Here is a 24230-nt window from a genome sequence, read left to right as displayed (position 1 = left end):
ATTTCTTGTTGAAATTTTAAAAACAATAATATAAGATCACTGATTGTTACAGATTATATATTTATATTATATAAATTTTATTTAACATATTAAAATATTTACAATGACGATCTAAATGTAAGAATAATATCAGGTTATATTTTATCAACTAGAGTGTTGATATTTTTATTAATAATTAGTTTTTTATTGTTATTTGTAATAAATATGAGTTTTTACAAAATTTTTCACTTCTTACAATAAAAATAATAATAACATTATTAATGTAGTAATTATTCTATAGTATAAAAAACTTAATGTATTGCTTATTTGGCTATTTTAATAATATGGAAAAAATGAAATTAAATTACACTAATATAGAAACATGTTATGGACCTATAGATATAAACACTATGAATAGGGCAAGTAAAGTAAAATTATTAATATGTGATGTAGATGGTGTTATGTCAGATGGTAAAATATATTTAGGAAATAAAGGAGAAGAACTGAAAGCATTTAACGTTCGTGATGGTTACGGTATTTGTTGCCTTTTAACTGCTGGTTTAGAAGTTGCAGTTATTACTGGACGTAATTGTAAATTAGTAAAAGAACGTTGTAAAACTCTAGGAATTAGTCATGTTTACCATGGTCAATCTGATAAAATGATAGCTTATCGTGATTTATTAGATAAATTATCACTTTTAAGTTACCAAGTATCTTATATTGGAGACGATGTTATTGATTTACCAGTAATGATTGATGTGGGATTAAGTGTAGCTGTGCCAGATGCACATCCATTACTACTGTCTTATGCACATTATATTACAAAGAATACTGGTGGACTTGGTGCTGTACGTGAACTGTGCGATTTAATTTTAATATCGCAAAAAAAATTTGCTTTATAATTAATTTAATAAATAGTAATATTTATTCGTATTTTGATTAATAAAAATATATTAATGCAAATTATGGCAATATTAAAAGCTGAAAATTTAACTAAAACATATCAAGGCCTTAACATAATAGATAATATCAGTTTAAATATACGATCAGGTGAAATAGTTAGATTATTAGGTTCTCATGGTTCGGGAAAAACTACTGTATGCTATATGTTGATGGGAATCACTACTATTGATAAAGGTAAAATTACCATTGATAATCATGATATAGGTGAGTCGTCTTTATATAATCGGACAAGACTAGGAATGGGTTATTTGCCGAAAAACCCATCAATTTTCCGTCAATTAAGTGTTTATGATAATATAATGTCTATACTTCAAATTCGTGAAGATATTAAAGAAGGAGAACATAAGAATTATGCTGCTAAATTAATCAAAAAATTTAAGATAGATTTTTTAAGTAAAAAGATGGGGCATGAATTAATAGGTAGTAACAGGAGAATTGTTGAAATTGCTCGTGCATTAGCTTCAAATCCTAAATTTATTGTAATCGATGAACCATTCGCCAATATTGATATAAATTCTGCAAATCATGTAAAAAAAATTCTCAATTGTGCAATTAATATGGGAATAGGAATATTAATTACTGATAATAATTTTAATGATACTTTAGAATTTTGCAAACGAACTTATACAATTAAAGCGGGTCGTATCGATAATAATATTAGATCATAAAATCATATTCTTTTAAATGAATATTGAGAATATATTACTTTTATTGTACCGGAGGAGAACAGTACATTCTTAGCATATACTAATCAAAATATCAGAATATTATTTTTTATTTGAGTAATCCTGTATAATAACTGTTTTATTAATTATTTAATATGAATGTTTTACTACTCCAATCGATAACATTTATTACTTACTTTAATTTAAAAATTTATTTTATAATACGTAAGTTAGGATGTGTTTTATTACCAAATTTTTTATTAACTTTATCTTCGCTGATTTTTTTAGTATCTTTATTTCCATTTACATGGTATTCATTATCTATTAATGACATTTTAATATCTTTCTGAACATTTAAATTTTTTTCAGATAACAATTCATCATGCGAGTCGAATATAGTACCTATTCCATTTTCACTAGCATATATTGCCAATACTGCCGTTACAGGTACATTAATATAATGTACAACACCATTAAAACGTGCATTAAAGGAAACATACTTATTACCTAAATGTAAATTTTTTATAGCATTCGGTTCAATATTTAATATAATTTGTCCATTAGTAGTATGTACAAGCGGTACTTCAATTTTCGGTACATTTGTATCAACTAATAAATAAGGTGTTAATTGATTATCTAACAACCAATTATAGAAAGCACGTATTAAATAAGGACGAATAGTAGTGATTGCTGAATTGTCCATAATTTAAATCCTAATTTGTGAACACATTTCACGTTCAACTTCAGTTAAAGACGCAATAAAAGAATCACGATTGAAAATTCTTTGCATGTATTCTTGTATCGAGTATATTTCGTTAACATTAATACCTACTAAGGGTAAACGCCATAATAATGGAGCTAAATAGCAATCTACTAAACTAAATTCTTCACTCATAAAAAACGATGTACGAGTGAATAAGGGAGCAATTTCTAGTATTTCTTTACGTAATCTATTGGATGCTATTTGAGATTCATAATTGTTGTTATTTCCTATAGCATTCATAATGCTATACCAATCACGATCAATACGATGCATCATCAGACGGCTTTCTCCACGTGCTATTGGATATACTGGCATTAATGGTGGATGCGGAAACCTTTCATCTAAATATTCCATTATAATACGTGATTCATACAAAGTTAATTCACGATCTATAAGCGTTGGAACAGTACCATATGGATTTAATTTAATAAGATCTATAGGTGGATCATCCATATTAACTTGTTCAATATCTACATTTACACCTTTTTCAGCTAATACAATTCTTACTTGATGGCTAAAAACATCAGTAGGACCAGAAAACAACGTCATTACAGAACGTTTATTAGCAGCTACTGCCATTAAAACCTCCATGATTATCAATAAACTATGATAATTTATCAAAAACTAAAAATTACTTATATAATTTTTAGTTCTAAATAGTTTCTATAAAAATCATATATTTTTATTCAAAATAATTATATGTATTTTTTATTAAATTTTATTTTAAAAATAAAAAACCTGCAGAGCAGGTTTTTTTATGTTTTGATGCTCTTTTTTTAGAAGAACATATTAACTAACGTTTAGAAAATTGTGGACTACGTCTTGCTTTACGTAAACCCACCTTCTTACGTTCAACTTGACGAGCATCACGAGTAATAAAACCTGCTGTACGAAGTTCACTATGTAAAATTTTATCATATTTTACTAAAGCACGACTTATTCCGTGACGAATAGCTCCTGCTTGACCCGAAACACCGCCGCCTTTAACGGTAATGTATAAATCCAATTTGTTAGTTAAATTAACTAAATTTAAAGGTTGTAATACAACCATGTAAGCACTTTTACGACCAAAATATTCTTCTAAGGAACGTTTATTAATTAAAATATTACCATTACCTGGCTTAATAAATACACGTGCAGATGAACTCTTTCGCCGACCAGTTCCATAACTATACTGTTGAACTTCAGTCATTGCCTTATCTCTAATTATTATATTTAAATATCAAGGAATTGCGGTTTTTGTGCTAAGTGTTTATGTTTATTACCTTTGTAAACTTTTAATCTACGGTACATAATGCTTCCTAGCTTATTTTTTGGAAGCATTCCCTTAACTGCTATTTTAATTACACGCTCAGGATAACGAGTCATCATTTCTTCAAAAGTAGCCTGCTTAATACCACCTACGTAACCAGTATGACGATAGTAAATTTTACTAGAACGTTTATTACCAGTTATTAAAATTTTGTCAGCATTTAAAACAATAATACAATCCCCGTTGTCAACATGTGGAGTATATTCTACTTTATGTTTTCCCTTTAGACGACAAGCTATTTCAGTTGCTAAGCGACCTAAAATTTTTCCAGATGCATCAATAAAATAACTATCATGTTTAATAGTTTTTTGCTTAGCTATAAAAGTTTTCATTAAAAAACTTACCTAAAATATAGATTAGATATTTGTAAGACGCTAATTATTTATATAAAATATTAGGCTTCACGTTGAGTAGTTATTATATTACTTCAATATATCAGTACTATAATAGTTGATAATTGATTAACATGTAATTATAAAGAATTAATACATAAAAATCGAATTTTATTTTTCAGTAAAACCAAATTTTTGTGATTTAAAATATTTTTCGCTTTGCATTTCTTGCAAACGAGATAAACATCTTTTATATTCAAATTTCAATTTTGTGCCCTGATAAATTTGGTGCTTGTTAGTTTCTGCAGATACTAACAATTTGATATTGTTCTCGTATAATTCATCAACTAGTGATAAAAATCTTCTTGCTTCATTCTCATTATTATACATCATAATTGGAATGTTATGAACCAGTATACTGTGAAAAAGACGAGATAATTTAGCATAATCATTTTGATTTCTTTCAGTAGCACAAATAGATTGAAAATCGATTGATAACACTCCATTATTAGAACCAAGTATTTCTATATTACGATAATTGATTCTTAAAATTGAACTTTTTTTAAGTTTATTACCGGATAAAATATAAAACATACTATGCATATAATTGTATGTTTCATTATTCAAGGGAAATTTCCATAAACAAATAGAATTAAAATGAATATTTCTATAGTCTATTCCAGAATTCATGTGTATTACATCACATTTTTCTTTAATTTTTTTGATTACTACTAAAAAATTATTGTTTAACATTTTATGATATAATTCATTTGGAGGTACATTAGATGTGATTATTAATATGATATCATTCTCAAAAAATTTCATAATTAATGTGCTAATTAATACAGCATCACTAATGTCTAATATATATAATTCGTCTAAAAATAAAATATCTGTATTCAATTTAAATTGATTAGCTATTATTAATAACGGATTGTCCTGGCCTTGTAATATCTTTAATTTTTTATGAACATATATTAGAAAAGCATGTATATGAAAACGTAGTTTACGATTTTTAGGAATAGACTGAAAAAATAAATTTATTATCCAAGTTTTTCCACATCCTGGATTACCCCATAGATAAATTCCTCTTATTTTTTTTTTAGATACATCATGTAACATGAATTTTGGTAAAAATTTTAATAGATTTTTTAAAATAGAGTTTTTATTTTTTTGATAATTCGATAAATTTTTATATAGTTTGTTTAATAATTTTATTGTTTTATATTGAATATTATCAAATTTGAAATTATTTTTTAATATTTCTTTTTTGTATAGAATAATTAGAGGTGAAAGTTGCATTTTTTTCCTAAAAATTTTTAAAATGTTTTGTTAGAAATATTTTTTATAAAACTAATAAATTAAAAAATAATTTTACTAAACAGTAAATCTAATTTGTTTCTTAATTTTTATAAATTTTATATTGATATATTATTAATAATATAAAAATGTAAATAATAAGAAATAAAACATTATATCATTAAAAATGAATAATTATTAAGATATAAAATTATTAATTTATTAAATAATAATTGAAATAAATTTTACTAACAGATATTTATCGAAATAATTTATTACTAAATGTTAAGTATAGTAAGATCATTTTCCTTCTTAATAAAATTAAGTAATAAATATTTTTAAATAAAAAGTGATTATATATATTACTGATATTTTGAATATCAAAGCTAGTTATCTAAACTTTTATATATAGCAATCTAATTTAAAAAATTAAATTTTGTCTTCCACTTTACGTTACAGCAAGAGAGCGTTGTAGAAATGAAAAAGCAAACGCGATTGTTTAATTTATTGTTTTTAACTATCTGGTTTAATCTTATTATTGTTTTAAACGCAATAGCTGCTTTGCCAATAACAAAACAAAGTAATATCACACCTAGTTTGGCTCCAATGTTAGAAAAAACATTATCTGCAGTAGTAAGTGTTTATGTTGAAGGAAATGATATTTCTTCACAGGGAAAAGATATATTTGAATCATCAAAAATAGTTACAAACATAATAAAGACTAATAATCATATTCAATCATTTGAAGGATTGGGATCTGGAGTTATTATAAATTCAACTAAAGGATATATATTAACCAATAATCATGTTATAAATGGAGCACATAAAATTTACATTAAATTAAGAGATGACAGGGAATATACTGCTCAATTAATTGGATGTGACCAAACAACCGATATAGCACTGATTAAAATCAATGGACCAAAAAATCTTGCTCAAATAAAAATAGCAAATTCTGATACTATTAACGTAGGAGATTTTGTTGTAGCTGTTGGTAGTCCTTTTGGATTAGGCCAAACAGCTACTGCCGGTATTATTTCAGCAATAGGTAGAAATGGTCTTAATATAGAAGGGATAGAAAATTTTATTCAGACAGATGCTTCAATTAATAGAGGCAGTTCTGGAGGTGCATTAATTAATTTAAATGGTGAACTAATTGGTATAAATACTGCTATATTAGCATCAAATGGTGGAAATATAGGAATTGGTTTTGCGATACCAAGTAATATGGCAATAAGTTTTGCCAAACAATTAATAAAATACGGTAAAATCAAAAGAGGTCAATTAGGAGTTAAATGTAATGAAATAACTTCTGATATGATGAATTCCTTTAATTTAAAAAATCAATTTGGTGTATTGGTTTCAGAGATATTACCAAATTCAGCTGCACAAAAAGCAGGTATTAAGGTTGGTGATGTAATAGTATCAATAAATGGTAAATCTATAAATCATTGTAGTGAATTACGTATCGCTATTGAAATTACAGAACCTGGGAAAAGTATCAATATAATAATAATGCGTAATGGCAAACCTTTAGAAATAAAGGTTATTATTCAAAATAAAAAATCAAAACCAATTATCAAAAGTACAATTCCATTATTACAAGGTGTACTTCTTGTTAATGGAACAACAAAAAGTGGCGATAAAGGTATAAAAATTAAAAATATAGAAAAAGATACAATGGCCTATAAATTAGGATTAAGAAAGAATGATGTTATTATAAATATCAATCGTAGACGTACTCGTACAATTCATGATATTATCAAGATAATAGAACGTAGACCTCCTATGTTAATGTTTAATATAATAAGAGAATATGAGAGTATATATTTATTATTGAGATAAATTTTGATATTCAATTTAGCGGATATATATAAATATGTATCCGCTTGAATAATTTAAATAAAAATTATTTCTAACTATTCAATTTTAAATAACAAATTTTTAATATAAATTTAGGTATATAAATAAATTATTTGCTATATGCTAAAAAATTGGTATATTAAAATAATTATTAACAACGATCTATAGGAAAAGTTATAACTTCATGTATTGAATTTGCATTTAATGATAACATTACTAATCTATCAATACCCAATGCAACTCCAGAACATACAGGCATGCCATGTTTAATGGCATCAAGTAGCATATCATTAATTGGATATATCGGTAATTCACTATTGATTCGTTTACGATTATCTTCTTCGAAACGATTAATATGTTCTTGAAAATCAGTTAATTCAAGACAACCATTTGCTAATTCTATACCTTTATAGTATACTTCGAATCTTTCTGATATACGACTATCTGCACTATTGATTTCTGATAATATTGCCTGATTTGCTGGAAAATTATAAACAAAACAAGGTTTTTTTTGTCCAATATTTGGTTCTATACCAATCATAAATAATATCATCAATATACTGTCAATATCTTTTTCAGGAGTTATTAAATGGCTATTACCTAATTTACTTGCAGCTTCAAGAAGTTGATTTTTATTAGTGGAAAGTGGATCTAAATTCAGATGATCAATAAATATATTTTGGTAAGAAATAAAATCTGCACCATTACAACCTAAAATAAATTGTAATAAATTATCTACTTCATCCATTAAACAAAACATATCGCATTTAGGACGGTACCATTCTAGCATAGTAAATTCTGGATTATGATAACGTCCAATCTCTTTGTTACGAAAACTATGTCCTATTTGATAAATGGGTCCACTACCTAATGCTAATAATCTTTTCATATGGTATTCAGGACTAGTTATTAACCAAAATTCTTCTTCATTTAAGGAATTATCAATAAATTTCGTACTGAATGGTACAAGATGAATATCGGTAGTTGTTTTTCTACTTATAATAGGTGTTTCAACTTCTAATACACCATTAATTGAAAAAAAACGTCTTATTTTAGACAGAATCTTTGCTCTTTTAAGTAAATTATCTATCGATATACTAGGTTGCCAATTTGATTGCTTATTCATATTGCATATCTCATTTTAAAAAAGAACAAACTAATTCTTTCAAGTTATTATAATTAAGATTTTTATGTAACTAATTTAACTAAAATTTTATTATTTAATACGAGAAACATATTCTCCTGAACGTGTATTAACTTTAATTATTTCTCCAGTTTTTATGAATAAAGGTACTTTAATTACTGCACCAGTGATTAAAGTGGCTAATTTGCCACCACTAACAACTGTATCTCCTTTTAAACCTGGATCAGTATTAATAATCTTTATTTCAATGAATTTAGGTGGTTGCACGATAATAGGAGTATTATTCCATAGTGTAACAGTGCATTCTAGATTTGTCTGCATCCATTTAATGGATTCACCCATATTTTTTTTATTAATTTGAAAATGTTCAAAATTTTTAGGATGCATAAAATAAAAAAAATCATTGTCATTATATAAATATATTAAGTTGATATCTTTTACATCTGCACATTGAAGTGAATCCGTGGATTTAAAAGTTTTTTCAATGCGAGCTCCTGTTAATAAACGACGCATTTTAACACGTACAAATGCTTGGCCTTTGCCAGGTTTAACAAATTCACTGGATTCTATAGCATATGGTTCATTTTCAAAGATAATTTTTAATCCAATACGAAAATCATTACTAAAATAAGTTAACATTTCAGTCCTCTATTATTAAATTAACACTGGAGAATGTTGAAAATGGGAAATAATATAAATATAAACCAATTATCCAAAAAAGAAGATTGGTTACAACAATTAGCTAATGTTATTACTAAACCTGAAAAATTATTAAATATTTTAGAATTAGATAACAAATATAAAATAGAAAAACTTAATAAATTAAGAACAGTGTTTCCTTTAAGAGTACCAAAATCATTTGTTAACCGAATGAAAAAAAATACAATAAAAGATCCATTGCTTATGCAAGTTTTAATTAATCATAAAGAATTAATTAATACAAGAGGTTATAGTCAAGATCCTTTAAATGAACAAAGCAGTACAATACCTGGTTTATTGCATAAATATAAAAATAGAATTGTGTTATTATTAAAAAATAGTTGTGCTATAAACTGTAGATATTGTTTTCGTCGTTATTTTCCTTATTATAAAAATCAAGGTAATAAAAGAAATTGGCAAATAGCATTAAATTATATTAATTTGCATACTGAAATAAATGAGGTTATTTTTTCGGGTGGAGACCCTTTGATCGCAAAAGACCATGAAATAGAATGGATTATAAAACAATTAGAAACTATATCTCATATAAAACAATTACGAATTCATACTCGTTTTCCAGTAGTAATTCCTGCTCGTGTAACCGACCAATTATGTAAAATTTTCAAAAAAACTAAGTTTAACATATTATTAGTGACACATATTAACCATGCTCAAGAAATCAATGATGAAGTATTTACCATAGTATATAAGCTAAAAAAAGCAGGTGTTACTTTACTCAATCAAAGTGTTTTATTAAAGGGGATAAATGATAGTGTAGAAACGTTGGTTAGGCTTAATAATACTTTATTTGATGTAGGTATATTACCTTATTATTTACACATACTAGATAAAGTGCAAGGTACTGCACATTTTTCAGTAAAAAAAGAAAATATATTACAATTAATTAATGATTTACCTTTACAATTATCTGGATACATGATACCAAAATTAGTTAATGATAATCATAAATTCAAAAAAGTATTAAATAACTTACATATTAAATAATAACTCCCTCTAATCAATTTTTTTTGATTAGAGGGGGGAAAGATAGAATACTTCAATTTATTTAAATGACAATACACAGTCAAAAAAATAGTTACATCATACCACCCATGCCGCCCATGCCACCCATACCACCAGCAGCTCCACCAGCACCACCACCTAAATCAGGAGTATTACTTTTTGGCATATCAGTAACCATACATTCAGTAGTAATCATTAATCCAGCAACTGACGCTGCATATTGAAGTGCAGAACGAGTCACTTTAGTTGGATCTAATATACCGAAATCAATCATATTACCATATTCTTCAGTTTGTGCATTATAGCCATAGTTACCATCACCAGCTTTTACGTTATTTGTAACTACTGACGGTTCTTCTCCAGCATTAGCAACAATTTGACGTAAAGGAGCTTCCATTGCACGTAACGCAACTTTGATTCCAACATTTTGATCTTCATTTTGACCTGTTAAATCAATTAGTTGTACAGCAACACGAACTAATGCTACACCACCACCAGAAACAACACCTTCTTCTACTGCTGCACGAGTTGCATGTAGAGCATCTTCAACTCGAGCTTTTTTCTCTTTCATTTCTACTTCAGTTGCAGCTCCAACTTTTAAAACTGCAACTCCACCTGCTAATTTTGCTACACGTTCTTGTAATTTTTCTTTATCATAATCGGAAGTTGCTTCTTCAATTTGTTGACGAATTTGAGCTACACGTCCTTGAATTTCTTTTTCTTTTCCCATACCATCGATAATTGTAGTTGTATCTTTATTAATAACAACTCGTTTAGCTTGACCTAAATCTTCTAAAACAGTTTTTTCTAGTTCCAAACCAATTTCTTCAGATATTACTGTACCACCAGTTAAAATAGCAATATCTTGTAACATTGCTTTACGACGATCTCCAAAACCAGGTGCTTTAACTGCAGCTACTTTAACAATACCACGCATAGTATTTACTACAAGAGTAGCCAATGCTTCGCCTTCTACATCTTCTGCAATAATTAATAATGATTTACCAGATTTTGCAACCGATTCTAATATAGGTAACATTTCACGAATATTAGAGATCTTTTTATCAGCTAACAAAATAAATGGTGTTTCTAATTCAACAGCTCCAGCTTCAGCTTTATTTATAAAATATGGAGATAAATAACCGCGGTCAAATTGCATACCTTCAACTACATCTAGTTCATCTTGTAATCCATTACCTTCTTCTACAGTGATTACACCTTCTTTACCAACTTTTTCCATAGCTTGAGCTATTAAAGTACCTACACTTTCATCAGAGTTAGCAGATATAGTACCTACTTGAGCGATAGCTTTAGGATCCGAACAAGGTACAGAAAGTTCTTTTAATTTCTCAACTGCTGCAATTACTGCTCTATCAATACCACGTTTTAAATCCATTGGGTTCATGCCTGCTGCTACAGCTTTTAACCCTTCATTTACAATAGATTGAGCTAAAACAGTAGCAGTTGTAGTACCGTCTCCTGCTGCATCATTTGCTTTAGAAGCTACTTCTTTTACCATTTGAGCGCCCATATTTTCAAATTTATCTTCTAATTCAATTTCGCGGGCAACAGAAACTCCATCTTTAGTAATGGCTGGAGCTCCAAAAGATTTATCTAAAATTACGTTACGACCTTTAGGTCCTAAAGTCACTTTTACTGCATCTGCTAATACATTCACGCCACGCAGCATTTTTACACGCGCGTCATTACTGAATTTTACGTCTTTAGCTGCCATTTCAAATATTCCTCAAACTTCGTTATATTCAGTGAACTATGCATAAAAATTAAGGTTTAATTTTTTAACAATTTTCAACAATTGCTAAAATATCACTTTCAGTGATAATTAATACTTCTTCTTCATTAATTTTTTCAGTTTTAGCACCATAACTTTCATTGAATATTACTATATCACCAACCTTTACGTCCAAAGGTTTTACTTGACCACTCTCAAGAATACGACCCCTACCAACAGCCAGTACTTTACCACGAGTGGATTTAGACGCCGCGGAACCAGTTAGCATAATACCACCAGCTGATTTAGCCTCGACTTCTTCACGTTTGACGATAACACGATCGTGTAATGGACGAATTTTCATTTGATAGTTCTCCTTTATGTAAGAAACCTAATCATTTTATTTTGTGAATACCGACTAAATGGCTTAGAGCCTTACTGATAAAATAAATAGGGACATGCACCAATCCTTTCAAGGGGAAACAACAATAAAATTTTTATAAAAACAAAATAACATATTGTTTTAATGAATAATTTAATTTCAATCTGCATAAATTCGTGATAATAAAAAATTATGATATCTATTATAAGATAAATTAATGTTTTTTAAAATCATCACATTGATTGATATATTTGTCGTTTTTCCTTTCAAACTCTCCATCTATAGTAAATCTGTTATTGTTAAAAGTACCACAAATGATTAACCTTTTCATAATTTTTATAATTATAAAATTTTGTATAGGTGGTATTAATAACAATAAGCCAAATAAGTCAGTAAGAAATCCTGGTAATAATAACAAAAAACCACTAATTATCAAAGCAATAATTTTTACTATTTCTTTTGTTGGCACTTCATTATATATTAATTTTTTTTTAATTAATATGAAATTTTTTATACTTTGATTTTTAACAATTAATATACCAATACATGAAGTAAATAATACTAATAAAATAGTTAATGCAATACCAAATATTTTAGATAAACTAATAAATAAAGCAATTTCAATCCACAAAAGTATAAAAAATGTAATTAAGAATAGCCAACGCACTAAATTCTCCTGCAATGTATATTTTTATGTAAAGATACAAAAATCTTTATAAAATACATAAAAATATATTTCTTGGGTTACATCTGCTTATATTAATAAGCTGATTATAATTAATCAGAAGTTATATTTTAATGATTATTAATATAATGAAAGTATACATTAATTAATGTCATAATTATATTAATCAATATTTAAAAAATTGCAAATTACATGTTACAATAAATAAATGCTAGAACAGATTAATATCGTTTTTGACATTTATTTAACAAAAATATATTTTGAAAATAGTTATATTAATTTAGTAATAAAAAATTGAAACTAAAAATGAGTGTAATTATTGTTATTTCTACTATACCAAAACAACAGGCTGATAGAATAGCTAAAAAATTATTAGAATCTAGATTAGCAGCTTGTATTACTCTAATACCAGGAGTAATTTCTTACTATTTTTGGGATAACAAATTACAAAAAACCAATGAATTTCAAATGTTAATTAAATCTGATCAAATTAATCAAGAACGGTTATTAAATTTATTAAGAGAAATTCATCCATATGAATTGCCGGAATTATTAGTTATCCCTATTCAATATGCAGATGAAAAATATAATGTTTGGTTAAAAGAATGTTTAACTAAAATTAAATAAAAAAGCAGAAATCCTATCATTAATAGGGAAATGCATTAAAAAATAGTATTGTTATAATTTTAAATAAAAGTTGACTAATTTTAATCTTTAAGTTCTAATAAGCTATATATTTATTGCCCAGATAGCTCAGTAGGTAGAGCAGGGGACTGAAAATCCCTGTGTCGGTGGTTCAATTCCGCCTCTGGGCATATAAATATTACAACTAGATCTAACTGACAATACTGGTAAAAAATGAAAAGGTATAAAAAATTAATTATAAACAAAATTAGTATCTCTTTTTTACAATTTATTCTTTCACAGGTAAGCTCGAATAACAAATGATTTTATAAAAAATCAACTTATTAAAAAAATGGTTTCAAGATTTTTTAAAAACACATGATATTGAGCTTTAACCAGTGAAATCAAATAAAATTAATATTTTATTTGATAATTAAAATGATATCGAAATGCCTAAATACGGATTATGAGCTAAATACTCAGTTGGTACATAGACATTAGACGGAATTTCGTTGTTTAATACTACATGTCTATACCCTATATCTAAACTTACAGTAGAATTAGGAGAATATTTTATACCCCCATCCATTTCATAATATGGATTGATTGTTTTTGCTTTAAAAACTTGTAATGCATAGTGACATTGACCATATATGCTCCAATGTGAGCTAAGCGCATAACTTGCTTTGCCGCCTAAACCTAAAAATATTAAATACTTATTTGATGATTGTGTATGTAGACCCATAACAGTTTTAACTGATGGAGATATGCGAAGCGAATCAATATCTAAGTTATAACCAACACCAATATCTAACATACCAGTAGTAATGTTAGCAGGATTATATGCAAAGTTACTATTTAAAAATATTCCTGGTGTATTTATTCCAGTTTCTAGTGATAACACACCACTGTCTCTGTGTATATTAACACCAATTTCGCTTGCATGTACTGTCTGAGTTAAGCTGCTGAATATAATTAAACTTAAAGTACTTCCTGTAATAAATCTCTTTAACATAATTTTATTCCTTAAAATAACGGTTGATTATTGATAAAATTAATATTTGTTAGAGTCATAGATAAATAATTTATAAAAATTACAATACTAAAGTTAAAAAATAATTTTTTTAAAAACAATACATTAATAAAAAAGTATTATCTATCACTACTACAATATCAATATAAAAAATTAATAAATTATTGATTGTTCTATTAAAGCTATTTTTACCAAAATCATGTAAAAATTATTTTTATTTTATAAAAATAAGTTTAATGTAATTGGTAATTTCTTAATTGAAAATTATCAAAAATAAATTAACTATAAACTGCAAAAACATTAAAATATATATTAGTACTTAAATATAGCAAAGATAATAGTTAAAACTTAATATCTAGCATATTAAATCTATATTAAAATGGAATATCATCATCAAAATTTATCATTTGTGTATCAGTTTTAGTTTCTTGGTTGTTTTTCTGTAAGCAAGATTCATTATTCATCGTATTGCTATTTACTTGCGGAGACTGATTCCAATTATTACTTTTATTTGCTGCTGAACTGGTAGTAAGATTATGCTGACGATTCCCCAACATCTGCATAGTTCCACCTATATTTACAACTATTTCTGTAGTATAACGTTCTTGAGCATTTTGATCTTGCCACTTTCTAGTACGTAACTGACCTTCTATATATACCTGGGAACCTTTGCGCAAGTATTCGCTTGCTACTTCTGCTAATTTGCCAAAAATAACCACACGATGCCATTCAGTAATTTCTTTAACTTCAGATGTGTTTTTATCACGCCAACTTTCTGAAGTAGCTAATGTAATGTTAGCTACAGCATGACCATTTGGCATATAACGTACTTCTGGATCTTGGCCTAAGTTACCTATTAAGATTACTTTATTAATACCTCTAGCCATATTTTTATCTCTTGTTTAAAAGGTAATTTTTATTATATAATAAGAACATATTTTAAAAAATATTTTTTATATTTTAAAAACTTCATTGTAATATAAAAAAATTAAATATCAATATCATCATGATAGTATCATAAAATATGATACCAATTAATTTATCTAAATTTAGATATATAGTTAATTCAGAAGATCACTAAATATTAAAAATATAAACATTCATAAATACAAATTATGAACATAATCAATTTTTAATTTAATAAAACATAGATAAAACAATTCGAATATTTAATTATCAATAAACATTTTTTAATGCGTAATAATGTATTTTTATATTAATTTTTTAAAAAATGTATAAAATTAAATATCGTAATAAGTACCTACATAATTATCAAAACGTGACCATTTACCATTAAATGTTAAATATATAGTACCAATTGGGCCGTTTCTTTGTTTACCTAAAATAATTTCTGCAACACCTTTTAGATCACTATTGTCATGATATATTTCATCACGATAAATAAACATTATCAAATCAGCATCCTGTTCAATTGAACCTGATTCACGTAAATCTGAATTCATAGGTCTTTTATTGGCACGTTGTTCAAGAGAACGATTAAGTTGTGATAATGCAATTACTGGGACATTAAGTTCTTTAGCAAGTGATTTTAATGAGCGAGAAATTTCAGCTATTTCTAAATTACGATTATCAGATAAAGAAGGTATACGCATAAGCTGTAAATAGTCTATCATTATTATATTTAGTCCATCATTTTCTCGATAAATACGACGAGCTCTTGCCCTAATTTCAGTAGGTGTTAAACTAGAAGAATCATCTATATAAATATTTTTCTTTTTTAAAAGAATACTTATTGTACTAGAAATTCTTGTCCAATCTTCGTTATCAAGTTGCCCTGTACGAATACGTGTTTGATCAACACGTGATAAAGATGCTAACATACGCAATATTATTTGTTCACTAGGCATTTCCAAACTAAAAATTAAAATTGGTTTATCATATAGCATCGCAATATTTTCGCAAATATTCATAGCGAAAGTAGTTTTACCCATAGATGGACGTGCTGCAACAATAATAAGATCGGAACGTTGCAGTCCGGCTGTTTTATTATTTAAATCTTGATATCCAGTATTTATACCAGTAATACCGTCTTGAGGTTTATTAATTAAAGATTCAATCCTTGAAACTGCAGTTTCAAGGATCTGGCTTATATTTTTAGGACCATCATTTTTATTAAATCTTGTCTCTGCAATTTTAAATATATTTGATTCTACAAAATCAAGTAATTCTTCTATCTTACGTCCTTGTGGATTATAGCTAGCATTGGCAATTTTATTTGCTACTAATATTATTTCGCGTAATATTGCACGTTCTCTTACTATGTCGGCATAAGCAGAAATATTGGCAACACTTGGTGTATTTTTAGATATTTCAGCTAAATATGCAAAACCACCAACTATTTCAAGTTTACCATTGATTTCTAAAGATTCTGATAACGTAATTAAATCAATTGGTTTATTATTTTCTAATAGATACTGCATTTCTAAGAAAATAATCTTGTGAGCAAAATTAAAAAAATCATCAGCAATAACATAGTGAGAAATATTAAACCAACATTCATTGTCTAACATTAATCCACCTAGAATAGATTGCTCTGCTTCTATAGAATGGGGAGGTATTTTTATGTCTTCTAGCTGATAATCTTTCTTTTTGTTGTGATTATTAGTTGTTTTTTTTCCTAACATAATAAGTATATTACCTATCGTTATTGAGAGGAAAGATAAAAATTGTGCTTTTAATATAACTAATACTTTGCCTCGTTAATTAAAATAATTACAAATAACTAACAAAAATCAATTCATTAAATATTTCATTTAAAATTTAATAATAATTGATTAAATTTTAAATGTTAACTGAAAATTTATGATAAAAAACTACGTATTAGTATTTTTGTTAAATCAAAAATTAATAAAAGTATTATAATAAGTGATTTTACTAAAAAATTATGACGAAAATATTTTATAAATTAACTCTATATAAATTTAGAAAAAATTCTATATCTTACTATTTTATTCAATTAAGACATTTAATAATATCAATATTTTGATAAGATCTTTATAAAAATCTTATTAATCAAATTTTATTGTTTTTAACGCTTCTTCAATCATCCAAATACCTGTATCAGATTTATGAATATTGTTACTAAGATAACGACGCCATTTACTAGATCCTGGAATACCTTTAAATAAATATAACATATGTCGTAATATTTTATTAATCTTAATATCATTTTTTAATTCATTGTTAATATAAGGGTACATATTCCTAACTAATAAAATAGGATGTACTTGTTTTTTACAACCAAAAATTTTACTATCAACTTCAGATAATATCCTAGGATTACTATAAATAGCACGTCCAATCATAACACCATCAAGATACTGTAGGTGTATTTGGGCTTCTTCTAATGTCTCGATTCCTCCATTTATTATTATTGTAAAAGAAGGAAAATCTCTTTTAATATTATATACATAAGAATATTTTAAAATGGGTATCTTACGGTTTTTCTTTGGATTATACTTTGAAAGTATTGCTTTTCTTGCATGGAAAATAAAATTACGACAACCACTAATTTTTGATACATTACCTATAAAATCACTTAAAAATGTATAGCTATCTTTTTCATCTACACCAATACGAGTTTTAATAGTTACTGGAATATCTACAACATCATATATTGCCTTAATATTATCTCCTACTAAATTTGCATTAGTCATTAGACATGCCCCAAAATATCCTTTTTGTGCTCGATATGATGGACAACCGATATTAAGATTTATTTCTTTATAGCCATGATGTTGAGCTAATCTAGCGCAGTAAGCTAATTCAGATGAATTACTACCACTTAATTGTAATGCAACTAGATGTTTATCTTCATTAAAATCTAAACAACTATTTTCATTATTGATAATTTTTTTTGTGTTTATCATTTCTGTATATAATAGCGTATATTTACTTAATTGTCGATAAAAATAACGACAATGGCGGTCAGTCCAACCCAGCATAGGTGCTACAGAAAAACGATGATGATAATCATTCATATTTATATAGAATTTCTTTAAAAAAAACAAAAAGGCACATCCTTGTGCCAACTTTTAAAAGTTATATTATTAATTACCAATGACAATCTTTATTGTTATACCAACGACAGTCTTTATTAAGACTTTCCCAAGCACTTACTTCTTTCTCTGCTTCATCTTTAGCACAACCGTAACGTTCTTGAATTTTTCCTATTAGTTGATCTCTTTTGCCTTGAATACACTGACAATCATCGTCTGTTAATTTTCCCCATTTTTCTTTTATTCTACCTTTAAACTGTTTCCAATTACCGCTGATTTTGTCTTTATTCATTTTAAACCTCCAAATCAACTTCAGGTTTAACTTTATCTTATATATTAACACTATTCTATATAAAATAATCGGCATTTAAAGTATTAATTGTATATATTTACAGTTAATTGTAGTTGATAATTTCATGCATTACTGAGTATTGTATATATTAATTTTCAAGATATTGATTAAATTATTAAAAATATTTTTAATTTATATAAAAATAAATTAAAATTAGAAAAATTATTTTGAATAATAACCAGAAAATATAAAAAAAGAACAAATAATTATTGTTTAAGTTATTTAAATAAAAATAAATTTTTAATAAAAAATTTATTTGTTCAACATTGATACTGAGCAATTAAAATTGTACTCATAATTAATAATTATGTAAAATAATAAAAAATTTCAACTAAATATGAAGTTTTAAGATAATATAATTAAAAGATATTTGTTTTATACAATTAATAATATATCATAATATTACTTATTTTTTGTTTATTATAAAATATTGTACGATTTAGCTAAAGTCAACTAACATGATCATAATTAATATGCAATCAATTTTACTTATAAAAGTAATATGTCCATTTTATATCTTTTTTAATTGTTCTTTTAGTAATTAAAAAAGATATAAAATTATAACAAATTTTTATATTTTATTTTTTCTTTAAGAAAATTATTTAATAAATAACCATATTATAAAATGATTATTGTAATTTCCTATTTAAAAATTCTATTATTCATATAATAGTATCAGAGATAAGATCAAATTTTTATTCAAATAGATTACTGTGTAAAATACGTATAATATTTTCTGAATCAATATTGGGAACTACAAAACATACGTTATTTTTACTAGCACCATAACAAATCATACGTATATTAAATGGTTCTAACATCCCAAATATTATCTTGCTTGTACCATAAGATTTAGATAAGTTATTACCAATAATAGTGATAAGCGATAAATTTTTTTCTAAATTAATTTTACAAAAAGAGGAAAACTTAAACAGTAAACTACTACTAACAACATTTAATTGAGAACAGTTATTAACTGTAAGTACTATGCTAGATTCAGAACTAATTAAAATATCTACAGATATATTGTAATGTAGTAATATATCAAATATTTTAGATAAAAAAATTGATTTATTATATTTATTTAAATTTACTAAAGTTAATAAAATTTGTTTTTTGCGTAGAACTAAAGCACGAAACAAAGGTAAATTTTTAGTTTTATTACAAATGTATGTTCCACCTGATTCTGGTTTTTGACTTGAACTGACATACACTGGAATATTACTGCGAAGAGCAGGTAATAAAGTAGAAGGATGTAATACCTTGGCTCCAAAAATTGCCATTTCTGAAGCTTCTTTAAAGGTAATTTCATCTATTCTCTTAGCAGTTGGTACTAAATGTGGATCAGTTGTATAAATACCAGATACATCAGTCCAAATATCTACACGTGTTGCTTGTAATGCTTCACCTAACAAAGCAGCTGTATAATCACTACCACCTCTACCTAAAGTAGTAGTCCTACCATAGTTATCACTACCTATAAAACCTTGAGTAATTATTATTTTCTGATTAATAAGTGGTTTTAAATATTTTATAACTTTCTTCGATAAAATTTTTATATTTGGTTGAGCACAACCAAAATTACTATCTGTGATCATTACTTTACGTATATCAAACCAATCAACATTTGCTTTTTTTTGACGTAAAATTTCAATAAAAATTAACGATGACATTAATTCACCGTAACATACAATTTTATCTTTTAATTCCTTAGAATTTACTTTAGATGTATTTTTGGATAATATATCAATAGTTCTTATCATTTTATTTATCGATTGATGTAAATTTTTAGATTTTTTAAATTGATAGATAATTGAATTTTGAATATTACTAATTTTTTTAATTAAAAAAGATCTTTGAATTTCATCTTTATAACCTTCAGAAAGAGATATTAATATATTAGTTATACTAGCGGAAGCTGATAATACAACTAAACGTGTATCAGAGTTATTTATGACTACATTAGCACTACGAGTCATTGCATTAAAATCTGCAACACTAGTACCTCCAAATTTTGCTACAATCAATTTTTGAGTCATCAGTATAACCTCATTAAATGAACATAAATATATTTTTAGTTAGAAAAATATATATTTACTAATTATAAAAAAATCAACATTATTGTATTTATTTCATGTTACTAGAAACATAACATAAAGTTTTTAATATAAAATATCAGTACATTAATAAATGTTTTTATATAAATTAAAATTTTTTAAACTAGATAAAAAATAATATCAATTAATATCATATGAATAATTATTATTTCTTTATTCTGTAATATTTCACAGATTTTTTTACTAAATTTATAAAATAATAAAAATTATATTATTTAATTATCTTCAATTTTTTTAGAATTAAAATAGAATCAATATCATAATATTAATCAATAAACAAAAGAGTAATCTATGTATAATATTAATCCAGTAAACACTATATCTTGGAAGGAATTAAAAGAACATTTTAAACAAATCAAATCAGTAAGTATTGCTGATTTATTTGCTAGAGATCCTAATAGATTTAATAAATTTTCTGTTCTTTTTGATAATCAAATTTTAATAGATTTTTCAAAAAATATTCTTACTCAAGAAACTATAAATAAATTAAAAGCTCTAGCGATAGAAACTAATCTTAAAAATAATATTAATTCAATGTTTTCTGGTGAAAAAATAAATGCAACTGAAAACAGAGCTGTATTACATATTGCTTTAAGAAACCGTACTAATCAACCCATCATATTAGATGGACAAGATATAATGCCTAAAATAAATAAAGTACTTAATAAAATGAAATATTTTTCTGATAAAGTTATTAATGGTTATTGGGTAGGTTTTACAGAAAAAACAATTAAAGATGTGGTAAATATTGGAATAGGTGGTTCAAATTTAGGACCATTGATGGTAACTGAAGCATTACGTCCCTATAAAAATCATTTAAATATGCACTTTGTCTCTAATATTGATGGTTCACATATAACTAAAATACTAGAAAATTTAAATCCCGAAACAACATTATTTTTGATAGCATCTAAAACATTTAATACTCAAGAAACTTTAACTAATGCTTATACTGCACGTAATTGGTTTCTAAAAAAAACAAAAAACAAAGGTAATATATCAAAACATTTTATTGCTTTATCTAGTAATTCACAAGCAGTAAAAGAATTTGGAATTGATGTTAATAATATGTTTGAATTTTGGGATTGGGTTGGAGGTAGATATTCATTGTGGTCATCAATTGGATTACCAATTGTTCTTTCTATAGGATTTAGCAATTTTGAACAACTGCTAAATGGTGCACATGCAATGGATAAACATTTTTTAAAAACACGCATAGAACATAATTTACCTATATTAATGGCATTAATTGGAATTTGGTATAATAATTTTTTTGGTTGTGAAACTGAAGCTATTTTACCTTATGATCAAAATATGCATTATTTTGTTGATTATTGTCAACAATTAAGTATGGAATCCAATGGAAAACAAATAGATAGATTAGGGAATAACACACATTATCAAACAGGATCGATAATTTGGGGATCATCTGGTAGTGATGGTCAGCATTCATTTTATCAATTAATACATCAAGGTACTAAATTAATTCCGTGTGATTTTATTGCACCAGTAATTCATCATCATCCATTAGAAAATCATCATTTAAAACTTCTTTCTCATTTTTTTGCACAGACTAAAATATTAGCTTTTGGTAAATCTATTGACAAAATAAAAAAAGAAATTAATAATAAAATTGAAAATATTCAAAATAAAACCATACCATTCCAGATACTCACAGGTAATCGTCCTACCAATTCTATATTAATTCGCAAAATTAACCCATTTAATCTTGGTGCTTTGATAGCTCTTTATGAACATAAAATTTTTAGTCAAGGTTCAATATTAAATATTTTTAGTTTCGACCAATGGGGAGTAGAGTCAGGAAAAAAATTAGCAAATAATATTTTAATAGAATTAAAAAATAAAAATAAAACTGAAAAATACGATAGTTCTACTAATTCTTTAATTAATAGATATAAATTTTGGCTATCGACAAAATAATGATATAGCAAAATATAAAAACATCATTAATGCAAATTTTTATTCACATTACAACATAAAGATAATAAAATATTTTCATGTATTTATATAAAGTCAGTTAAACGGTATTTTTTGATACACATAGTAATTAAGCCAATTAGAAAACAATAAATTTCCATGACTTTTCCAAGAAATAGTTGGTAACAGTGTAGGATCGTTTTCTGGATAATAATTATAAGGTACTTGAGTATTAATATCAAGATCAACATCTCGATGATATTCATTAGAAAGTGTAAGTAAATCGTATTCGGGATGACCAGTAACAAACACCAAACGTTTATCTATACTAGACATAATATACGCATCAGAAGATAATTCTACCTTAGCATGTAATTCCAAATCAGTGTAGTTTTGAATTAATTGTATAGAAAAATCTGCGTAACGTGAATGAGGAGCAAAAAAATTGATATCAAAACCACGTGTTAATAAAGAATTAGACTTTAAAAGTTTATGATTAAAAATACCAAATAACTTATTACTTCTTATCTGTTTAGGAATGCCATATAAAATATTTAATGCAGCTTGTACTGCCCAACATATCAATAGAGTTGACGTAACATGTTCTTTTGCCCAAAATAATATTTTCCTGATTTGTGGCCAATATGAAACATCATGAAAATCAATTAATCCTAAAGGTGCTCCAGTTATTATTAAACCATCAAAATAATCATTATAAATATGATCTAATTCACAGTAAAAATTGTTAATATGATCTTTCGACGTATTTTTAGATTTATGACTATTAACGCGTATTAACTTAATATCAGTTTGTAGTGGAAAATTGGATATCAAACGTAGTAACTGATTCTCAGTATCAATTTTTCTTGGCATTAAATTAAGTATCAATAATTTCAATGGACGAATTTCTTCTATCCTTACATATGATGAAGTTATTACAAAAATATTTTCACTACGTAATAATTTTACAGCTGGTAAACAATGAGGGACGTTAATTGGCATAAAACACTTATAGTTTAAAAATAAATATAGGGAATACTAAAATAAACCGAATGTTGGCGGAACGGACGGGACTTGAACCCGCGACCCCCTGCGTGACAGGCAGGTATTCTAACCAACTGAACTACCGCTCCACTTAAACAAATCATTATTATAATAAGTCAAAACATCTAAACAAACAATAACATATTATCAGACAATTTATGTAGATACTACGTAGAAAAGTATTTTATAAATATAAGGAGGTGATCCAACCGCAGGTTCCCCTACGGTTACCTTGTTACGACTTCACCCCAGTCATGAATCA

General features: G+C 26.2%; 23 protein-coding genes, 2 tRNA genes and 1 rRNA gene. 7 read left to right on the top strand and 19 right to left on the bottom strand.

Going from position 1 to position 24230, the window contains the following annotated elements:
• Positions 1–332 precede the first annotated feature (332 nt).
• The gene (gene kdsC, locus CRV12_RS01855) at positions 333–881 is read left to right on the top strand and encodes a 3-deoxy-manno-octulosonate-8-phosphatase KdsC (protein ID WP_136130948.1); all 549 of its coding nucleotides are present in this window, start codon (positions 333–335) and stop codon (positions 879–881) included.
• Between the two features lie 63 nt (positions 882–944).
• Positions 945–1610, top strand: a complete 666-nt coding sequence (locus CRV12_RS01850) for an ATP-binding cassette domain-containing protein (RefSeq protein ID WP_158676342.1) — start codon at positions 945–947, stop codon at positions 1608–1610.
• Positions 1611–1818: 208 nt separating this feature from the next.
• Here the strand turns inward: CRV12_RS01850 and CRV12_RS01845 are convergent, their stop codons facing one another.
• From CRV12_RS01845 to zapE, 5 genes are all read right to left on the bottom strand, one after another.
• Complete coding sequence (locus tag CRV12_RS01845; protein ID WP_136130946.1) at positions 1819–2310, bottom strand: ClpXP protease specificity-enhancing factor; 492 nt, start codon at positions 2308–2310, stop codon at positions 1819–1821.
• Between the two features lie 3 nt (positions 2311–2313).
• Positions 2314–2949 carry a stringent starvation protein SspA gene (sspA, locus tag CRV12_RS01840; RefSeq protein ID WP_136130945.1) on the bottom strand — a complete coding sequence of 212 codons (636 nt, stop codon included), beginning with the start codon at positions 2947–2949 and terminating at the stop codon, positions 2314–2316.
• Between the two features lie 214 nt (positions 2950–3163).
• Positions 3164–3562 carry a 30S ribosomal protein S9 gene (gene rpsI, locus CRV12_RS01835; protein ID WP_136130944.1) on the bottom strand — a complete coding sequence of 133 codons (399 nt, stop codon included), beginning with the start codon at positions 3560–3562 and terminating at the stop codon, positions 3164–3166.
• 23 nt (positions 3563–3585) lie between these two features.
• A complete protein-coding gene (gene rplM / locus CRV12_RS01830; protein ID WP_136130943.1) occupies positions 3586–4014 on the bottom strand; it encodes a 50S ribosomal protein L13 in 429 nt (142 codons plus the stop codon).
• A 171-nt stretch (positions 4015–4185) separates the two neighbouring features.
• The gene (zapE, locus tag CRV12_RS01825) at positions 4186–5316 is read right to left on the bottom strand and encodes a cell division protein ZapE (protein WP_136130942.1); all 1131 of its coding nucleotides are present in this window, start codon (positions 5314–5316) and stop codon (positions 4186–4188) included.
• Positions 5317–5790: 474 nt separating this feature from the next.
• On the opposite strand from zapE, the gene CRV12_RS01820 reads away from it, so the two are divergent.
• Positions 5791–7158 carry a Do family serine endopeptidase gene (locus CRV12_RS01820; RefSeq protein WP_136130941.1) on the top strand — a complete coding sequence of 456 codons (1368 nt, stop codon included), beginning with the start codon at positions 5791–5793 and terminating at the stop codon, positions 7156–7158.
• A gap of 169 nt (positions 7159–7327) precedes the next feature.
• Here CRV12_RS01820 and epmA read toward each other — a convergent pair whose 3' ends face one another.
• Both epmA and efp read right to left on the bottom strand, forming a co-directional pair.
• Positions 7328–8302: an elongation factor P--(R)-beta-lysine ligase gene (epmA, locus tag CRV12_RS01815; protein WP_136130940.1), complete on the bottom strand. Its 975-nt coding sequence runs from the start codon at positions 8300–8302 to the stop codon at positions 7328–7330.
• 90 nt (positions 8303–8392) lie between these two features.
• Entirely contained in the window at positions 8393–8959 is a 567-nt protein-coding gene (efp, locus tag CRV12_RS01810; RefSeq protein ID WP_136130939.1) for an elongation factor P, read from the bottom strand.
• 42 nt (positions 8960–9001) lie between these two features.
• Here efp and epmB point away from each other — a divergent pair, with 42 nt between their 5' ends.
• Complete coding sequence (gene epmB / locus CRV12_RS01805) at positions 9002–10024, top strand: EF-P beta-lysylation protein EpmB (RefSeq protein ID WP_158676341.1); 1023 nt, start codon at positions 9002–9004, stop codon at positions 10022–10024.
• Positions 10025–10115: 91 nt separating this feature from the next.
• Here the strand turns inward: epmB and groL are convergent, their stop codons facing one another.
• The 3 genes from groL to CRV12_RS01790 all read right to left on the bottom strand — a co-directional run bounded on the left by groL (position 10116) and on the right by CRV12_RS01790 (position 12823).
• A complete protein-coding gene (groL, locus tag CRV12_RS01800) occupies positions 10116–11777 on the bottom strand; it encodes a chaperonin GroEL (RefSeq protein ID WP_136130937.1) in 1662 nt (553 codons plus the stop codon).
• A 64-nt stretch (positions 11778–11841) separates the two neighbouring features.
• Positions 11842–12138, bottom strand: coding sequence for a co-chaperone GroES (locus CRV12_RS01795; protein ID WP_136130936.1), 297 nt, complete (start codon positions 12136–12138; stop codon positions 11842–11844).
• Between the two features lie 232 nt (positions 12139–12370).
• A complete protein-coding gene (locus CRV12_RS01790; RefSeq protein ID WP_136130935.1) occupies positions 12371–12823 on the bottom strand; it encodes an FxsA family protein in 453 nt (150 codons plus the stop codon).
• Between the two features lie 324 nt (positions 12824–13147).
• Between CRV12_RS01790 and cutA the strand changes: the two genes are divergently transcribed.
• Positions 13148–13468 carry a divalent-cation tolerance protein CutA gene (gene cutA, locus CRV12_RS01785; protein WP_136130934.1) on the top strand — a complete coding sequence of 107 codons (321 nt, stop codon included), beginning with the start codon at positions 13148–13150 and terminating at the stop codon, positions 13466–13468.
• A 115-nt stretch (positions 13469–13583) separates the two neighbouring features.
• Positions 13584–13656: transfer RNA gene (locus tag CRV12_RS01780), tRNA-Phe, on the top strand.
• A gap of 242 nt (positions 13657–13898) precedes the next feature.
• Here the strand turns inward: CRV12_RS01780 and CRV12_RS01775 are convergent.
• The 6 genes from CRV12_RS01775 to lysC form a co-directional block, all read right to left on the bottom strand.
• Positions 13899–14480 (bottom strand): YfaZ family outer membrane protein, encoded by a 582-nt coding sequence (locus CRV12_RS01775; RefSeq protein ID WP_136130933.1) that lies wholly within the window; start codon positions 14478–14480, stop codon positions 13899–13901.
• Between the two features lie 392 nt (positions 14481–14872).
• Positions 14873–15385, bottom strand: a complete 513-nt coding sequence (locus tag CRV12_RS01770) for a single-stranded DNA-binding protein (RefSeq protein ID WP_136130932.1) — start codon at positions 15383–15385, stop codon at positions 14873–14875.
• A gap of 354 nt (positions 15386–15739) precedes the next feature.
• The gene (gene dnaB, locus CRV12_RS01765) at positions 15740–17143 is read right to left on the bottom strand and encodes a replicative DNA helicase (protein ID WP_136130931.1); all 1404 of its coding nucleotides are present in this window, start codon (positions 17141–17143) and stop codon (positions 15740–15742) included.
• Between the two features lie 384 nt (positions 17144–17527).
• Complete coding sequence (gene dusA / locus CRV12_RS01760) at positions 17528–18499, bottom strand: tRNA dihydrouridine(20/20a) synthase DusA (protein ID WP_136130930.1); 972 nt, start codon at positions 18497–18499, stop codon at positions 17528–17530.
• Positions 18500–18572: 73 nt separating this feature from the next.
• Positions 18573–18809 carry a CsbD family protein gene (locus tag CRV12_RS01755; RefSeq protein WP_136130929.1) on the bottom strand — a complete coding sequence of 79 codons (237 nt, stop codon included), beginning with the start codon at positions 18807–18809 and terminating at the stop codon, positions 18573–18575.
• Positions 18810–19564: 755 nt separating this feature from the next.
• Entirely contained in the window at positions 19565–20908 is a 1344-nt protein-coding gene (lysC, locus tag CRV12_RS01750) for a lysine-sensitive aspartokinase 3 (RefSeq protein ID WP_136130928.1), read from the bottom strand.
• A gap of 369 nt (positions 20909–21277) precedes the next feature.
• Between lysC and pgi the strand changes: the two genes are divergently transcribed.
• Complete coding sequence (gene pgi / locus CRV12_RS01745) at positions 21278–22927, top strand: glucose-6-phosphate isomerase (protein WP_136130927.1); 1650 nt, start codon at positions 21278–21280, stop codon at positions 22925–22927.
• A gap of 93 nt (positions 22928–23020) precedes the next feature.
• On the opposite strand, the gene CRV12_RS01740 is transcribed toward pgi, so the two are convergent.
• The 3 genes from CRV12_RS01740 to CRV12_RS01730 all read right to left on the bottom strand — a co-directional run.
• Entirely contained in the window at positions 23021–23926 is a 906-nt protein-coding gene (locus tag CRV12_RS01740; protein WP_136130926.1) for a homoserine O-succinyltransferase, read from the bottom strand.
• A 54-nt stretch (positions 23927–23980) separates the two neighbouring features.
• Positions 23981–24057, bottom strand: a tRNA-Asp gene (locus CRV12_RS01735).
• Between the two features lie 104 nt (positions 24058–24161).
• Positions 24162–24230 (bottom strand): 16S ribosomal RNA (locus CRV12_RS01730); the annotation flags it as partial.

The organism is Candidatus Pantoea edessiphila, assembly GCF_002933315.1.
GTDB lineage: Bacteria > Pseudomonadota > Gammaproteobacteria > Enterobacterales > Enterobacteriaceae > Pantoea_C.
The sequence above is the reverse complement of the archived record's forward strand: the minus strand, read 5'-3'. Positions and strand labels throughout refer to the sequence as shown.